We start from the raw sequence: 15,354 nt of genomic DNA, 5'->3' as shown, positions 1-15,354 counted from the left end.
CGCTTACGTCTTGCCAAGCAGTGGCCTGTCATGTCCGTGACGGCAAAGCCGTATTGGAAGAACGTGACGCAATGGGGATCGGAATCAGGATTGAGGGAAGACGGTGTAGGTTACTACTGCTAAATTCGCCGCTTTCGGCTATCGCGCCGATGCAAGCGGGCAACGCAACGACCTATCCGTGCAAGCGTCAGCGCCGGCGCGCCTCCTCATGACCGAGCAGCCAATCCTGTGCGGCCTCTTCGCCCTAGGCAAATGCGGCGATGCGCGCGTCGACGTCGAGCACGCGTGAGGTGATTGATCGTCGGCGTGTGCGGCGGCAGTTGCGATGCGCTGCTATTCGCAGAAGGAAAAGCCGGACAGCAGCGACGTCAGTACCGATGACGTTAGATACCCCGTGAAAGACCATGAAACGAGCACCGCAAGGCTGCTCGTCGCGAGAATGGCGAGGACTACGAACGCTATTCGACTGGTGAGCTTGGTGGGCGTCATCGCAACTGCCAGCATTGTATGCACTGGAGGCGGCACATTTGCAGGGCGTAGCGGATGCACTTGCCGCATCCGCTATGCGGCCAAGCCGCTTTTCGACAAGAACGCCTCGCACGCATCATGTCAGCGTGGCGCTCGGCGTGGCAAGCCGCGTGACTTGCTGATCGTCGATTGGCAGATGCAGCACGGCGGCGATCACGCCGAGCGCGGCCGAGCCATACCACAGCAGATCGTATGAGCGGGTCGCGTCGAACACGGCGCCGCCGAGCCATACGCCGAAAAAGCTGCCGAGCTGATGGCCGAAGAATACGAAGCCGAACAGCGTCGTGATGTAGCGCACGCCGAACACCTGCGACACCAATCCGTTCGTCAGCGGCGCCGTGCCGAGCCAGACGAGTCCCATCACGAACGAGAATGCATAGAGGCTCGCGGGCGTGAGCGGCAGCGTCACGAACAGGAGCATCGCGGCCGCGCGCACGAGGTAGATGCCCGACAGCAGATACTTGCGACGCAGAAAGCCGCCCGCATAACCGCACAGGAACGTGCCGATTGTATTGGCAAGCGCGATGCTCGCAAGCGCGATGCCCGCCTGGCGCACGCTCATGCCCTTGTCGAGCAGATACGCGGGCAGGTGCGCGGTGATGAATGCAAGCTGGAATCCACAGGCAAGAAAACCGAGATTCAGCAGCCAGAAGCCACGGTGGGATAGCGCTTCGCGAATCGCCGCGCGCATCGTCTGTCCGTCATCGCTTGGCGCGCCGGACTCGGCACGGCGTTCGCGCAGCCAAGCGGCGAGCGGAGCGGTAGCGAACATCACGGCGGCGAGCACGACGATCGCCGGCACCCAGCCGAGCCCGGCGATCATCTGCTGCGTAAGCGGCACCATGCAGAACTGGCCGAGGCCGCCGATCGTTCCGGCGACGCCGAGCGCCCAAGCGCGCTGCTCGGGTGGGAACAGCCGCGACAGCGCGCCGTACACCGCGCCGAACGCGGTGCCGGATAGCGCGATCCCAATCAGCACACCGGTTCCCAGCGTATAGACACCGGCCGACGCCGCGTGCGCCATCACGATGAGGCCGAATGCATAGAGCATCGCGCTCGTGGTGATCACGCGGGCCGAACCGAAGCGGTCCGCGATCATGCCGGTGAACGGTTGCGCGACGCCCCACAGCAGGTTTTGCAGCGCCAGCGCGAAGCCGAATGTCTCGCGTGGCCAGCCGCGCTCAATGGTGACGGGCAGCAGGAACAGCCCCTGCACGTTGCGCACGCCGAGCGCCGCGCCCATCAGAAGTCCGCCTGCCACTACGAGTAGCCAGCGGCGTTGCCACGCGTCTGCGGGTTTGATCACCGTATGTCTCCGTCATGTGTTCGATTCGGCCAAGCTTGGGCCGTCGCTAAATGGTCGCCGGCTGGTTGACAAACCAGCGACTGTCGTCGCGCGGCTGGAAGCTCTGCGCGTGCCGTGTGGATTCGACTTCGATGGGGTGCGCGTTCGGCAGCCGTCGTTTGGCCATTAAAGCGCTGGCAGGTGCGGCTGCTCAAGTGACTCTTAGGCTGAATTCGCATGCGTGGCACGCATGCGAGCAGGGCGACGGCGAGGAGAGCGCCGCTGCATCGGGTCTCATAGTGGGTTGGCGGTATTGACCGGTGCGACGCCGGCTTCGCGTGTTATGTGCGGTTTGATTTCAGCGTGCATTGCGCGCTGCGGCGGCGCGGCGAAACATGTCGCGTCTTCCGGCGGCGTCAGCGCCATCGTCAAGCCGGATCGGCATCTGTCATCGCGGAGGCTTCGTCCATGATCCATGCGACCACCGCGCGCACATCATCGCGCGCCGCCGCTTCGGTCTGATGAAGCCAATACGCGTGCCCGGATGCGCGGCCAGCGCCGGGCTCGCCAATCGCAACGAGCCGGCCGTCCGCAAGCAGCGGCTCGACGAGCGCACGCCGCCCGAGCGCGATTCCGCTGCCCGCGAGCGCTGCCTGGATCACCTGGTCGTACTGGTTGAAGCGTAGGATGCCGCGTGTGGGCGCATCGTCGAGGCCGAGCGCGCTCAGATGATCGGACCATCGCAGCAGCGGCCGGCGCGGACCGTCGAATTCGAGCAGCACGTGGCGTGCGAGCGCGGCGGCGTCGAGCGTGCGGACCCCGAGCGACGGGTGGGCGACGGGCATGATCGATTCGTCGAACAAGCGGATCGACGCGGGCGGCGCGCTGCTCGCCGGGGAATAGCGGATGGCTAGATCGATGCCCTCGGCGCGCGCGTCGAGTATCTTGTCGGTTGCAGCGACGCGCAGATCGATATCGGGATGACGGCGCTGCAGGTTGCCGAGCCTCGGCAGCAGCCACAACGCGGCGACGCCGATGCTTGCGGTGATCGTCACCGGCTGGCGCGTCGTCGGATGCGTGAGCGTGTCGACGACTTCCTGCAATTGCTGGATCGCGCCGTCTGCCGCGCGAAACAGCCGCTCGCCGTCGGCGGTGAGCGAGATGGACCGGTAGCCGCGGTTGAGCAGGCGCACGCCGAGAGCTGTTTCGAGCGCGTTGACCTGCCGGCTGACGGCGGACTGTGTGACGCACAGATCCTGCGCGGCGACGGTGATGCTCATGCGCCGGCCGACCGCCACAAAGCCTCGGACCAGATCGAGCGACGGGAGCTTGACCAGAGGGACTGTCATGCGCACTCCTCATGCGAGAGATGCGGGAAGATTGATTGAGCGAATCGCGAAGGTCAAGTGCAATAGGCATTGCGGTGCAATCCGCACGAATAGCGATGCGGCGTGCCGGCAGCGGTACGCATGACGGGTGTGCATGTCGGGGATGATGGGATGAGCGAAATGACCGGGACGGGCGAAATCGGCGCAGCGAGCGGGACAGGCGATAATGACACGGGCGTAGCCGAGCCGGAGCCGATCACCGTGACGGCGGCCGACGGCTATTCGATCAAGGGTTTCGTTTGGCGCCACCGCGCGGTGCCCGTCGGCGGCGAGCCGAGGCCGGTGGTGATCGTCAACGCGGCGACGTCGGTGCGCTGCCGCTACTACTTTCGCTTCGCCGCGTATCTGCATCGGCACGGTTACGATGCGATCGTCTACGACTATCGCGGCATCGGCGAATCGCGGCCCGAGCGGCTTGCGCATCTCGACGCGACTTGGCTCGATTGGGGCGAACTCGATTTCGAAGCGGTGCTGAGCCATGTGCTCGATGCGTTTGCGGGGCAGCCGGTCGATGTGGCCGCGCACAGCATCGGCGGCTTCGTGGTCGGACTCGCGCCGTCGAACGCGCGGATTCGCCGCGTATTCATGATGGGCGCGCAGTATGCGTACTGGCGTGACTACGCGGCACGGCACAAGCTTTCGATGCTGTGGAAATGGCATTTGCTGATGCCGGTGTTTGCGGCGCTCTGCGGCTATGTTCCGGCCAAGCGCTTCGGCTGGATGGAGGATACGCCGAAGGGCGTTGCGCTGTCGTGGAGCCGTAGCCGGCCGAATTTCGAGGATACCTATCGCCGCGCGCCGATTTTGCGCGATGACGTGCAGCGCCGTGCGTTGGTGCGCCGCTTTGCGGCGCTGCGCGCACCGGTGCTTGCGACGAGCGTCACCGACGACGAATTCGGCACGGTTTCGGCGATCGAGCGGCTGCTCCGGTATTTCACGCGCAGCCGCGTCGTGCATCTGCGGATTTCTCCCGATGCGATCGGTGTGGATCGCATCGGGCATTTTGCGTTCTTTCACAGCCGCTTCGAGACGAGCCTGTGGCCGATTTCGCTCGATTGGCTGAAGAATGGCCGGATGGCGCCGGTTACGCCCGGCAGGATCGTGTCGCAGCGCGATGCGTGGCGCGATTGCGCCGATGCCGCGTGAATCGGGTCGGTTGCGACGGCGCGAACGGACGAACCGCAAGGCCGTTGACGCGGGCGGCGAGGCGTTGCACGTCAGTACGGCGTTTGTTGACGGCGGGGCGATTGCTGCACGGGTGCCCGCGATGCAAAGGCGGGTGGAACTGCGATGGCGGGTAAGATGGCCGCCGCGCCGCCGCGTTCTTCGCGCCAGTCAAGCCAGTCAAGCGGCTGGACGGCGCGGCTTCGCCGTCAGCCGTTGATATCGATGAAACTGTGGCTCACCGTGTTGCCGGCGCGCATTGGCGTGCTTGGCTTTCTACGTAGCATCGCGAGTTTGAACGGCGCGCCCCGGTTGAGCGCATGGATGCTGGCTGGTCAGCGCGGCAACGTCCGGCGGAAAAATACGACACGCTCGGTTTCGTCGAAGCCGAGCGCGCGATGCAGCGCATACGATGCGGCGTTGTCGATCGGTGCATCCGACGCGAATTCACTGCACCCGCGCGTTGCGCCCCACGCCGCCGCAGCTGCGATCAGCGAACGGGCGATGCCGCGACGGCGTAAGCTTGGATCGACGTATACGCCTTCGAGGAATAGCACGGGAGAGGTATGGCAGCCGTTTACCGCGTCATTGCGCACCGCGATCTCGGCAAAGCCGAGCGGCTGCTCAGCCGGCGCGACGGCGACGAAGCAAGCGTAGCGGTGCGGCGCGTCGAGCTGCGCGGCAATGTCGCGCGCATGCTCGGCGTTGGACGCGTGCGGCCACAGTGCGTGCCGCAGTCGGCGCCATGCGGGCGCGTCGGCCGCGCTGGCAATGCGCACGGCGAAGGCCACGTCGGGCTGCATCAAGACGCGGCAGCGTTTGCGGTTTGCGCTGCGCGCACCGCACGCGCGGCCCGCTCGACGAAATCGCGCTCGACGCTCGTCAGCGCTTCGTGCTTGCCGTCTGGCATGACGACGATGAGCCGATGAGTGACATCCTGCGTGATCCAAGCCAGATAACCGACGACGATGAGCATCACGCCCGCGACGAGCAGCGCGCTCGTGCCGCTCAGGCCGCCGTAGACCGCAGCGGCGAGCCCGATCAGCGAGATCGACCACGGCACGATCTTATTTTTTCGGATAGTCAGGACTTCGACATCACGAATCTCGCGCAACGCGAAGAGTTGTCCGCCGGCGGACAGGCCGTTGCGCGTGATCGTCACGCCGCGTTCGTTGAAGGCGTTTTCCATCGAGGTATTGCAAAACGGAAAACGCGCAGGGTAACAGATTTACCTGCGGGGATAGCGAGACCCGATGCCGCAGCACGCGGCAATGGAAGGCCGCGAGCGGAAAAAACGGTGACCAGGCCAGCCAGCCGGCCGGGACGATGATCGTCAGGGCCGCTATCGAGACAGCGTCATGCAGCGGCCGCGCCGGTGCGCACCGCAATGCGCGTCAATATAGCGCGGTGCCGCCTTCGTACAGCCGCCCCGGCACGTGAGACGCGACGGCCTCGGCGATTTCGGCTTCGGTGCTCTCGGCCGGCACGATCCGGCGGCGCGCGGGCGCGTCCAGATGCATTGTCCATTCGACAAGCCGATAGGGGCGTCCCCATGGCCGCTGCATGGTGACCGAAACGCGGCAGCTCTGCACCGGGAATGCATGTTCGTGCGTGAGCAACGTATGCAGACCGCTGAAAACGGTATCCTCAATCATCGTTTCCTCCGATCCTGTCCTGCATGGACGGCGCGTGCCGCCTCGATCCGGATAAAAAAATGCCGCCGATGCTCAGGCGGCCAACAGGGGGGGTGTGAGTATCCTCTCAATTCAGAATTAAGCGAAACTTAAAAGGCGCAAAAAAACGCCCCGCACGAAGTGCGGGGCGTTTTGCCGCGAACTGCCGAGCGCTGGCTCAGAACTTGTGACGGATACCGACGCGCGCGGCGATCTGGTTCTTCGAACCCGTGCCGGACGTGTTGAAGTAGCTCGTCGACGAGCCGATCTGCGCCTGCACGCCATTGCCCGAGCCCTGCTGGTAGACGACGAGGCCGTACACGTCCGTGCGTTTGCTCAGCGCGTAGTCGAGCGCGGTGTTGACCTGGTTCCAGTGATACGACTGGCCCGCGCGGGTCAGGTTCGAATACGTGTAACCAACCGCAGCCGACAGCGCCGGCGTGAACGCATACTTCACGCCGCCTTCGTAGGCGTTGTATGCCGCGCCGGCCGCGCCCACCGCGTCGAATTGCGTGCGCGTCCACAGCGCCCAGAGCGACGCCGGACCCCAGATATAGCGTGCGCCCACGCCGTAGCTGCGCAGATCGCGCACCGTGCCGAGGCCGATGTTCGCGATCGTCGTCGAGAATGCCGGCGTGGCTTGGCTCGGATAGCGGATGTCGGTGTATGCCGCGCCGATGCCGATCGGACCGTTCGCATAGTTCAGGCCGAAGCTGTACGCGCGCGACGAGCCGGGCGTGGTTGTCGTGCCCGTCGTCGTCGCCGGCGCGCCGGCGAAGTTCGTCGAGTTCGAGAAGCCGTACAATGCGCCGAACGTGAAGCCGGCGTAGTTCGCGCTCTGGAACTTCACCGCGTTGTTGATGCGGCTCGCCGTAAGCTGGTCGATATCGTTGACGTGGAACGCGTAGTTGCCCGCGACCGTGTTGCCGCCCGTCGAGTAGTTCGAGCCGAGGATGTCGGTCGAGAACGAGTATTGGCGGCCGAACGTCAGCGTGCCGTAGGCTTGTTGCGACAGACCCACGTAAGCTTGACGGCCGAAGATCGCGCCGCCCTGGCCGATCGTGCCGTTGCCGCTGTTGAAGCCGTTTTCGAGCACGAAGATCGCGCGCAGACCGCCGCCCAGATCTTCGGTGCCGCGCAGGCCCCAGCGGCTGCCTTGAGCGACGCCGTCGTCGTACTTGAAGAGCTTGCTCGAGCCGCCGCTCGCGTTCTTGCTGTGATTCACATAGCTGATACCGGCATCGATGATGCCGTACAGGGTGACGCTGCTTTGCGCATGCGCCGCGCCCGCCGTTGCTGCGAGGATAGCGGTGGTCAATAGTTTCTTGTTCAAGGAAATCTCCGACGAATAGAAAAGGTGGGTTCCGCGACGCTCTTTAAGGCACCTGGAAGGAACGGAAGCGAACTGTATCGATGGCGCACTTAATGAATATGACAACGGCTGTCACAATGTTTGGATGTCGCGCCCGCGCCACACTGGTCCGCCAGCATGCGCGCGGCGGTGCGGCGCTGCCGTGAATCGTGCGGCACGCCCGCGTGCCGGAATATCTGTATGAAAATCGCTTGGTTGGCCACTCCGATGCGGCATGCGACGATGCGCGCTTTAAACGGACAATCAATCAGGATCGGAAGGGAACACCATGCAGAGATTGACTTCGATCTTCCGCCGGCTGGCGGGCGGCGCGGCGATGGCGTTGGCGGCAACGTTCGCATATGCGGATGACACGGCGCTGAAGGTCGGCACGATGAGCGGCCCGGACGCGGACATCTGGTCGGTGGTGACAAAAGTCGCCGCGCGCGACGGGCTCGCGCTCAAAGTGATCGAATTCAACGATTACGTGCAACCGAATGCGGCACTCGCCGCAGGCGATCTCGACGCAAACGGTTTTCAGCATCAGCCGTTTCTCGACAGCGAGATCGCCAAGCGCGGCTATAAGATCGTCGGCGTCGGGTTGACCTATGTGATGCCGATGGCCTTTTACTCGAAGAAATACAAATCGCTGAAGGATCTGCCGGCCGGTGCGAAGGTCGGGATTCAGAACGATCCGTCGAACGGCAATCGCGCGCTGAGGCTGTTGCAGAAGTACGGGCTGATCAAGCTGAAGGCGGGGACCGGCGCGAACGCGACGCCGCTCGATGTCGCGGAGAATCCGAAAAAGCTCAAGCTCATCGAGCTTGATGCCGCGCAACTGCCGCGCGCGCTGCCGGATCTGGACGCGGCATCGATCAACACCGACTACGCGGTGAAGGCCAGGCTGACACCGGTGAAGGATGCGATAGCAATCGAGGATCTGAAGGGGCCATACGCGAACCTGATCGCCGTGCGCGCGCAGGACAAGGACAAGCCTTGGGTGAAGAAGCTCGTCGCCGCGTATGAATCGGACGAAGTGCGCAAGTTCATCGAAACGAAGTTCAACGGCGCGATCGTTCCGGCGTTTTGACGGGCATGGGCGGCGCGTGCATCTTTTCGGCAAGCGCCGCCGTGCAGCCCCGCCCGCTCAAGCCGATAACAGCGAACCGGTCCGGAACGGCGTCGCCCCGGCGATCCGCGCGATTTCCATGCCGGCTGTCGCGAAACGCGCGATCTGGCGCGCGTACAGCACGCCGGATACGCTGCTCTTCAACGTAATGACGCGCTCGGTCAGCGGATCGACGATATCGGCGACCGCCTGGCCCGCGTCGATCCACACGCCTACCGGTGTGTGGAACACGATGATGCCCGAGACTGGCGCGACGAGCGGTTCGGTGCCTGCAAGCGGCGTTGCCGCGAATTCGAGCTGCGGCTGCGGCGCGGGCGTGCCTTCGATGGCGCCGCGCAGCGTCAGATATTCGACGAGCGCCTGCGCATCGTGCTCGGCGAGCGCATACGACACGTCGCGCTCGCTGCGCAGCTCGACCGTCACCGAGATCGAACCGTTCGGAATCGGATAGCGCTCGCCGAAGCGGCTGCGCAGCTCCGACCAGCAGAAGCTGTGGATTTCGTCGAACGGATTGCCCACCGAGTTCAGTGCGAGCAGCGATGCCTTCGCGCCCAGATAGCGCGCAAGCGGCTCGACTTCTTCCCACAGATCCGGGTTCGTATACAGGTGCATGACCGCATCGGAATCGCAATGCAGGTCGAGCACGATGTCGGCGTCGTATGATAGCCGTTGCAGCGTGAGCCGTTGCGATTCAAGCTCGGTGCGCGGCTTCTGCGCATCGAGCGCTTCACGGATCGCGCTGCGCACGGCGGCGAGGTTCTCTGCCGCATCGCGCGTCAGGCGGCCTTCGACGCGCGGGATCGCGAGCGCCGCCAGATCGTGGAAATTGCGGTTGAAGTTCTGCATCGAGCCGAGTTCGAAGCGGCCGAGATGATCGCCGAACACATGCTGCGAGAGGCCGATCGGATTCGCGACCGGCACGACGACGATTTCGTCATGCAATTTGCCCGCGGCTTCGAGCTTCTCGAGCTTGCGGCGCAGCAGGGTCGCGACGAGCATGCCGGGCAACTCGTCCGCGTGCAACGACGCCTGGATATAGACCTTCTTCCCGCTGCGCGGGCCGTAGTGGAAGCTGGTGATCTGGCGAGCCGTGCCGATGGCGGGCGAAATCAACGGATGGGTCTGCGTTTGCATGATCGGAATGCGCGGCGCAGCCGCGGCGCGAGTTCGATGTCAGTGAGATGACGATTGTACGTTGGCTGCCGTGAATGCATCAAACGTGCGGCGCGGTTTCGGGGGGCGCAGGCGTTGGTCGGCAATGCGGGGGCGCGTGCGAGTGTCGGTTCGGCGCTGCCGGTGGCGCGCACCGAGCGGCGGCGCGCGCTTCGCGCACCGGGCCGCGACATGCCGCCGATTTGGCGGCACTATGCGTTACTGTTGCCGGTCGTGGCACCGCCCAGCCCGCCCTTATTTCATCAGAAAGAGCGTAATGAGGAATGGCGCGATCAGGGTCAGGATGAGGCCGCTGACGAGCGCGACCGGAACCTCGATCGGCCTGCACGTCTGCTTGATGATCGGGAGCGTCGAGTCCAGGGCCGTTGCGCCGCTCGCGCCGATGCACGGATGAGCGAAGCGCGCTCCGGCGCTATACAGCAACACGATGGCGAACAGTTCTCTGAACAGATCGGTGAGCAACGCAACCGTGCCATAGGTGCTGCCCAGGTATTTCGCCACCAGCACGCCGGACAGCGTGAACCATCCGAAGCCGCTCGACAGCGCCAGAGCCACCCCGAACGGCATGCCGCCGAGCGTTGAGGCGATCGCGCCGCCGGCCCACGATCCCAGTACCACGAGAATCGGCACGGCGAGCGTGCGCAGCGATAGCACCTGACGGGTGACGTCGATTGCGATCAAATCGACGCCTACCAGCCAGATCAATGCGTAGAGCAGTTGGTTGGTCGTCGGTAGCGGAAGCATGAGCAGCCACGCGGGCATCGTCATGGCGCTGATCATCACGCCGATCGCCACCATCACGAGTGCGATCGCGCATTCCTTCAGCGGTTTCAGAATCGCCCGGACCGGTCCGGGCCGCTGGCCCGCGGAACCGTCGCGCATCGTATCGGGGCGATGGACCAGCACGATCAAGAGCCACGGGATGAAGGTCGTCAACGCGGCGAACATGAGCGCCAGCACGACGACATAGCCCACCTCGGAGGCTTGGCTGAGCACATGGCCGAATTCATGCCCGATCGACAGCAGCAGCAGCCAAACGAGTGGCGTGATGAGGCGCACCAGGACGGTTCGGACCGTTTGACCGATGATTCGTCCGCTGACGTATCCCGCCAGAAGCGCAATGAGTATCGGAAGAATTGCCGCGCCGAGCGTCTGCATTCAATAAGCCTTGCGGGGTTGGGGAAAATCGATTGGGATGATACAGCGTCGGCCAGGGTTTTATTGTCCTTGGTTCTGCGCGGCGAGCCGACATAATGGCAAACCGCCGGATTGACAAGCGCGAGGCTTTCGATCAAACCGCTCAACGTGAATGGGCGGGGATGTTGTTTTTATCGACGTTTTCCAATATTGATTGCGAATCGCTGGCCGCTCGATATGGTCGATGCCGACGGTCGCCGAATTGGAACAATGAATAGAATGATAACGATGCCGTTTTCATCGCACCGCAAACGGCAAACGCCAGCCAGCGCGAATGCGCCCGGTTCGAGTATCGAGAACTCCGGGCTGAGCGTATTTCGATTTCATGTTTCGGATGAAACCGACAGTGAATCCCGGGTGAAGCCATTTTGGCCCGGATAAGCGCGAATGGATTTTCGCCGCCATCGCGTTTGTCGGTCCGGCGCGAAGCTCAATGCGGCGTGGCCGATGAAATCCGGATTTTCAGGGTTTGTTGGGAAGCCCGGTATCCCTTTGTTGCAGTTGGCCGGGCGCATGCGGCGAGAACCCAAGCAATCCCGAACGCCTGGCCGCGCGCGTCCGGCATCGCGGACGCGCCGCCCATGCCGCTAGCGCTTATTTGCCGTAGACGTCAAAGTCGAAATACTTCTTCGAGATCTTCTTGTACGTGCCATCCTTGACCATTGCCGCAATCGCGCCGTCGATCTTCGCTTTCAGATCGGTGTCTTCCTTTCGCAGACCGATTGCAGCGGAGCCCGTCGGAATTTCTTTGCCCGCGAATTCGAAGCCTGCGCCGCGCGGCGTCTTCAAAAAGCCGATGTCGGCTTGCACTTCGTCTTGCAAGGCGGCGTCCAGGCGCCCCGTTTGCAGGTCCGCATAAACCTGGTCCTGATTCTGATAAGGCACGACCTTCGCGCCATTCGGCGCCCAATTGGTCTTCGCGTAAGTTTCCTGAATAGTGCCTTGCTCGACGCCGACGGATTTGCCCTTCATCGATTCCGCGGTCGGCTGCAGGTTCGAGCCCTTCTTGGCGACGAGGCGCGTCGGCGTATCGAACAGCTTGGCGGAGAACGCGATTTGCTCTTCACGCTGCGGCGTGATGGTCAGTGACGACAGCACGCCATCGAACTTGCGTGCCTTCAGCGCCGGAATCAGGCCGTCGAAGTCGTTTTCGATCCATACGCACTTCGCATTCAGGCGCTTGCAGATTTCGTTGCCGAGATCGATATCGAACCCGACCACCTTGCCGTCCGGCCCTTTCGACTCGAAAGGCTGGTAGCTTGGATCGACGCCGAAGCGAATCGTCGACCAGTCCTTCGCGTAGGCGCTGCCCGCCGATACCGCCAGCAGGGTCACGGTCAAAGCCGCCAAGATTTTTTTCACTGTTGGTACCTCGTTATACGTAGTTCGATGATTGCGTGCGATTGCGCCGCCATTTCGCGTTGGCCCGGCACGGTTGCCGGCCGGGCGGTGCCTGCGTCCGTGCCGGACGGAGGGTGCGTCAAGAATATCAAGACAAAATTGTCGACGGATGCTTAGTAAATGCCCGAATGGCGATCGGGCCGCGCACGCAGTGTCTATTGGGTTCGCGACGTAGATGAAAGCTGACGATGGGATGACGAAAGGACACGCCGCGGCTTCGCGCCGCGCATCGAGATGCCGTTCGGCCGAACCCGGCGCGCGATGCGAACGGATTTCCGCATCGCACAATCCAGGCGCTCTGCGAAGTGCCACGCACCGTTGCCGGCCGTGCCCACGCTTGTAGTGCCGCTGCGGCTACTCGTGCACCGACGCCGCGCCGGGCCTGCGCGCGCCGCATGCGCGCAGAATCAGATGCACGACTTCGTCAGTCGTGCTGCCGAATGCCTTGGCCGACAGTGCGCGTTTGCCGGCAAGCGCCTCGATCTGCGCATCGAAGTCGGCGTAATGCTGGGTCGTTGCCCAGATCATGAATAGCAGCGTCCGGGGTTCGACGGGCGCGACGAGCCCGAGCGCGATCCAGCGCTCGATCAGTGCGACGCGCGTTTCGAGCCACGGCTTTACGCGTTCGCGCAAGATGTCCTGCATGTGCGGCGCGCCGCTGATGATTTCGTTGGCCCAAACCTTCGAGCCGAGCGGCCTTCGGCGCGACAGCGCCATCTTCGCGCGCACATAGCCGCCGAGCGCGTCGACCGGGTCGCCGCCGACGTCGAACGTCGAAGCGGCTGCGTGCCATTCCTCGAAGATGTCGTCGAGCACGTGGCGGTACAGTGCAAGCTTGGTCGGGAAGTAATAGTGCAGATTCGCTTTCGGCAGGCCGGCTCGCTCGGCAATCAGCGCAGTGCTCGCGCCTTCGAAGCCGCGCTCGGCGAATACGGCTTCCGCACAGGCGACGATCTGGGCTTCGTTCGATGCACGAATGCCGGCTTTGCGGCGGCGCTCGACGGGCGGCGCGGCGGTATGCTCACGCCGCGCATGGCGGCGAGGCCGCTGCGGCTCGTCGGCGGGCGAAGCGGCGGGCGTCGGCGGATCGGGGTCTCGCATGGATCGATCGATGAATAAGGCACGGGCGCACCCGCGGGTGCGGGCGCTTCGCGGCTATTGTAGACGTGGCTGCCCGGCTTCCGATTGCACGAGCATCCAGACGTGGCTCCACGGACGCAACGATGGGATGTGCGTTTGCGGCACAAGTGGCACGGGCCGCATCGGCCCGTTGAGTCCGGCGCGGTGGGTAGGGGCGGCGTGAGGTTTGCCGCATTTGCCCGCAGGCGTGACGGTCGAGCCGCCTCAGCATGGTTGACAGCATTTTTCACCGGCGGAGGCTGCGGCGGAATCGTATTTCACAGCAACACCGAAGCGGGCGGCCCGAGCCGTTGCGGCGCGGCAGGCAGAGCACGGCTTGCATGGGCGGCGCGGCTTTGGCAGCGTGCATCGGAGCCGTTGCCTGCCCCGATGCACGCTGCCGAAGCTCGAATTCGCCGACTTGATTGAGCCTTCAGTTCGATTCGGAGAATTGAATCTGGTTGGCGGCCGTTGTGCAGCTACCCAGGTTCAGGTTGTTGCCTGCGATGCTGAACGGCCCGATCGATTGCCGCACGCAAGTGGGATTGGTGGTGCTGCTATTCTTGGTCAATTGCAACTTCACGGACGACCCCGGATTGAACTGCGCGATACCGGATGCGTTTCCGTCAGCCCGGCCAAAAACGTTGAATGCCACCTGTTTCCAGAACGGGATGATATTCAATCGATCGGGCGATGTGATTAAGTAAGCGTAGCCGCCGTAGAGAAAGTAAAACGAAAAGCCGTTGCTGGACGAGGCGATGACATTCGTTTGCGCGCTTCCAAGCCCAGTGGCGGGAACCGCCGGCGCATCGTAAAAGATGTCTCGTATATAACAATTCCCTTTGCCGTCGTCCGACCAATTACTGGGACAGGGTCCGAAATTTCCATAGTTCATCAGCCAGGATTCGCCGTAAAGAAAGGCGGCGGCTGGCGCCGAATTGGGAAGCGTCGTCGAATAGACAAACCGCTGGAAGGCCCGGCAGTTGGTCGCGCCATTATTGCAGGCCGATGTGACGGCCGTATTCGTAAGCAGTTGAATCGAATACTGATTGGCCACGCTTGGGTGGCTGGGGTCCGTGATCGACGTCACTCCGGTGACGGACGGAAAGGTGCCGATTACCGAACTGATCGGAGTGCTCGATACCAGCGCATATCCATTCGTGTTGTCCACCGCCATGGGTGACGCGCCCGAGGCGTTCAACGTGGTTTGCAGCGGCGAAGGCAGCGTGGACTTAAAGGACGGCCCCTGTCCGCAGGTTACTTTTTCCCACGCAAGATTCGGATAAGACGCGCGAAAGCATCCGAAACCAGACGATGCTGTGTGCGTGATCTGTTTGAACCATTGCCCGCGCGCTTGTGTTTCGACGGAATGAACTGCTCTCGCTGGCTCGACGCTTTCTGCGAGCGGTGCGGCAAGCACTGACGTGCTGACGAATCCTGCCAGGATGGCAAAAGCCGAAAGTTTTGTATTTAAGTGCATAGCGAGTTTTCCTCAAGGCGTGACGAAAATTTGCATGTCCGCAACGCAACAGCCGTGAGCGAGGCAACCATCGGAAACTCTCTTTGCCTCCGGTCAAACGCCGGTGCAGAGCGCGTAAGCCAATAGGGGACATTTGGCGGATAGAGCTTAACGACGTTCTGTATAACGAACTGCCTCTGAATTCTCGGGGGGGTGTTGGCATGAGCCGTGAGGCCGTGATAGGGCTGTCGATCAGCCGAAGCGCGGTGACATCGCGAATCGCGATCGTCCTGACTTCGCAGGGCACACGCTCGAAGTGGACGCGCCGCAACGGGCTGACCGGCGTTGAGCCGTTTTGTCGGATGTGTTCGAGGCGGTATCGAGAGCGCGATTTCGCTAGCGCCCATCCGCCTCATGTTTTTGACACGTTTGAAATTGGCGATATGGTCGGTTATAACCTGACCATACGGACAAGATTGAGAAACGC

At 63.1% G+C, this 15,354-nt stretch carries 13 protein-coding genes; 2 read left to right on the top strand and 11 right to left on the bottom strand.

The annotated features are described in order from the left end of the window. Window positions 1-604: 604 nt before the first annotated feature. Entirely contained in the window at window positions 605-1,771 is a 1,167-nt protein-coding gene (locus tag WS68_RS12320) for an MFS transporter (RefSeq protein WP_082710015.1), read from the bottom strand. Window positions 1,772-2,241: 470 nt separating this feature from the next. Beyond that, window positions 2,242-3,162, bottom strand: coding sequence for a LysR substrate-binding domain-containing protein (locus WS68_RS12315; RefSeq protein ID WP_059571077.1), 921 nt, complete (start codon window positions 3,160-3,162; stop codon window positions 2,242-2,244). A gap of 159 nt (window positions 3,163-3,321) precedes the next feature. Between WS68_RS12315 and WS68_RS12310 the strand changes: the two genes are divergently transcribed. Then, entirely contained in the window at window positions 3,322-4,347 is a 1,026-nt protein-coding gene (locus tag WS68_RS12310; protein WP_059571242.1) for an alpha/beta hydrolase family protein, read from the top strand. Between the two features lie 353 nt (window positions 4,348-4,700). On the opposite strand, the gene aac(6') is transcribed toward WS68_RS12310, so the two are convergent. The 4 genes from aac(6') to WS68_RS12290 form a co-directional block, all read right to left on the bottom strand. After that, on the bottom strand, window positions 4,701-5,168 hold the full coding sequence (gene aac(6'), locus WS68_RS12305; protein WP_059571076.1) for an aminoglycoside 6'-N-acetyltransferase: 468 nt from the start codon (window positions 5,166-5,168) through the stop codon (window positions 4,701-4,703). Beyond that, window positions 5,168-5,554 carry a DUF6232 family protein gene (locus tag WS68_RS12300; RefSeq protein WP_059571075.1) on the bottom strand — a complete coding sequence of 129 codons (387 nt, stop codon included), beginning with the start codon at window positions 5,552-5,554 and terminating at the stop codon, window positions 5,168-5,170. Before WS68_RS12300 ends, aac(6') begins: the two co-directional genes overlap by 1 nt. A gap of 205 nt (window positions 5,555-5,759) precedes the next feature. Continuing rightward, window positions 5,760-6,020 (bottom strand): DUF2866 domain-containing protein, encoded by a 261-nt coding sequence (locus WS68_RS12295; RefSeq protein WP_059512766.1) that lies wholly within the window; start codon window positions 6,018-6,020, stop codon window positions 5,760-5,762. Between the two features lie 196 nt (window positions 6,021-6,216). Then, a complete protein-coding gene (locus WS68_RS12290; protein ID WP_059571074.1) occupies window positions 6,217-7,371 on the bottom strand; it encodes a porin in 1,155 nt (384 codons plus the stop codon). A gap of 307 nt (window positions 7,372-7,678) precedes the next feature. Between WS68_RS12290 and WS68_RS12285 the strand changes: the two genes are divergently transcribed. Continuing rightward, window positions 7,679-8,479, top strand: a complete 801-nt coding sequence (locus WS68_RS12285) for a MetQ/NlpA family ABC transporter substrate-binding protein (RefSeq protein WP_059571073.1) — start codon at window positions 7,679-7,681, stop codon at window positions 8,477-8,479. A 57-nt stretch (window positions 8,480-8,536) separates the two neighbouring features. On the opposite strand, the gene WS68_RS12280 is transcribed toward WS68_RS12285, so the two are convergent. The 5 genes from WS68_RS12280 to WS68_RS27630 form a co-directional block, all read right to left on the bottom strand. Further along, window positions 8,537-9,652, bottom strand: a complete 1,116-nt coding sequence (locus WS68_RS12280; RefSeq protein WP_059571072.1) for a succinylglutamate desuccinylase/aspartoacylase family protein — start codon at window positions 9,650-9,652, stop codon at window positions 8,537-8,539. Window positions 9,653-9,925: 273 nt separating this feature from the next. Further along, window positions 9,926-10,849 (bottom strand): lysine exporter LysO family protein, encoded by a 924-nt coding sequence (locus WS68_RS12275; protein WP_082709989.1) that lies wholly within the window; start codon window positions 10,847-10,849, stop codon window positions 9,926-9,928. 633 nt (window positions 10,850-11,482) lie between these two features. After that, window positions 11,483-12,250 carry an ABC transporter substrate-binding protein gene (locus tag WS68_RS12270; protein ID WP_059571071.1) on the bottom strand — a complete coding sequence of 256 codons (768 nt, stop codon included), beginning with the start codon at window positions 12,248-12,250 and terminating at the stop codon, window positions 11,483-11,485. Between the two features lie 393 nt (window positions 12,251-12,643). Next, a complete protein-coding gene (locus WS68_RS12265; RefSeq protein ID WP_059571070.1) occupies window positions 12,644-13,390 on the bottom strand; it encodes a TetR/AcrR family transcriptional regulator in 747 nt (248 codons plus the stop codon). A gap of 451 nt (window positions 13,391-13,841) precedes the next feature. Then, complete coding sequence (locus WS68_RS27630; protein WP_156429483.1) at window positions 13,842-14,888, bottom strand: hypothetical protein; 1,047 nt, start codon at window positions 14,886-14,888, stop codon at window positions 13,842-13,844. Between the last annotated feature and the right edge of the window lie 466 nt (window positions 14,889-15,354).

Source organism: Burkholderia sp. TSV86, assembly GCF_001522865.1.
Taxonomy (GTDB): domain Bacteria; phylum Pseudomonadota; class Gammaproteobacteria; order Burkholderiales; family Burkholderiaceae; genus Burkholderia.
The sequence above is the reverse complement of the archived record's forward strand: the minus strand, read 5'-3'. Positions and strand labels throughout refer to the sequence as shown.

Coding starts and splice junctions, on each gene's coding strand:
- WS68_RS12320 (WP_082710015.1), bottom strand. CDS start 1,771: ATGGGCGCGGCGCTCGGCGTGCGCAACGTGCAGGGGCTGTTCCTGCTG.
- WS68_RS12315 (WP_059571077.1), bottom strand. CDS start 3,162: ATGACAGTCCCTCTGGTCAAGCTCCCGTCGCTCGATCTGGTCCGAGGC.
- WS68_RS12310 (WP_059571242.1), top strand. CDS start 3,322: ATGACCGGGACGGGCGAAATCGGCGCAGCGAGCGGGACAGGCGATAAT.
- WS68_RS12300 (WP_059571075.1), bottom strand. CDS start 5,554: ATGGAAAACGCCTTCAACGAACGCGGCGTGACGATCACGCGCAACGGC.
- WS68_RS12295 (WP_059512766.1), bottom strand. CDS start 6,020: ATGATTGAGGATACCGTTTTCAGCGGTCTGCATACGTTGCTCACGCAC.
- WS68_RS12285 (WP_059571073.1), top strand. CDS start 7,679: ATGCAGAGATTGACTTCGATCTTCCGCCGGCTGGCGGGCGGCGCGGCG.
- WS68_RS12280 (WP_059571072.1), bottom strand. CDS start 9,652: ATGCAAACGCAGACCCATCCGTTGATTTCGCCCGCCATCGGCACGGCT.
- WS68_RS12275 (WP_082709989.1), bottom strand. CDS start 10,849: ATGCAGACGCTCGGCGCGGCAATTCTTCCGATACTCATTGCGCTTCTG.
- WS68_RS12265 (WP_059571070.1), bottom strand. CDS start 13,390: ATGCGAGACCCCGATCCGCCGACGCCCGCCGCTTCGCCCGCCGACGAG.
- WS68_RS27630 (WP_156429483.1), bottom strand. CDS start 14,888: ATGCACTTAAATACAAAACTTTCGGCTTTTGCCATCCTGGCAGGATTC.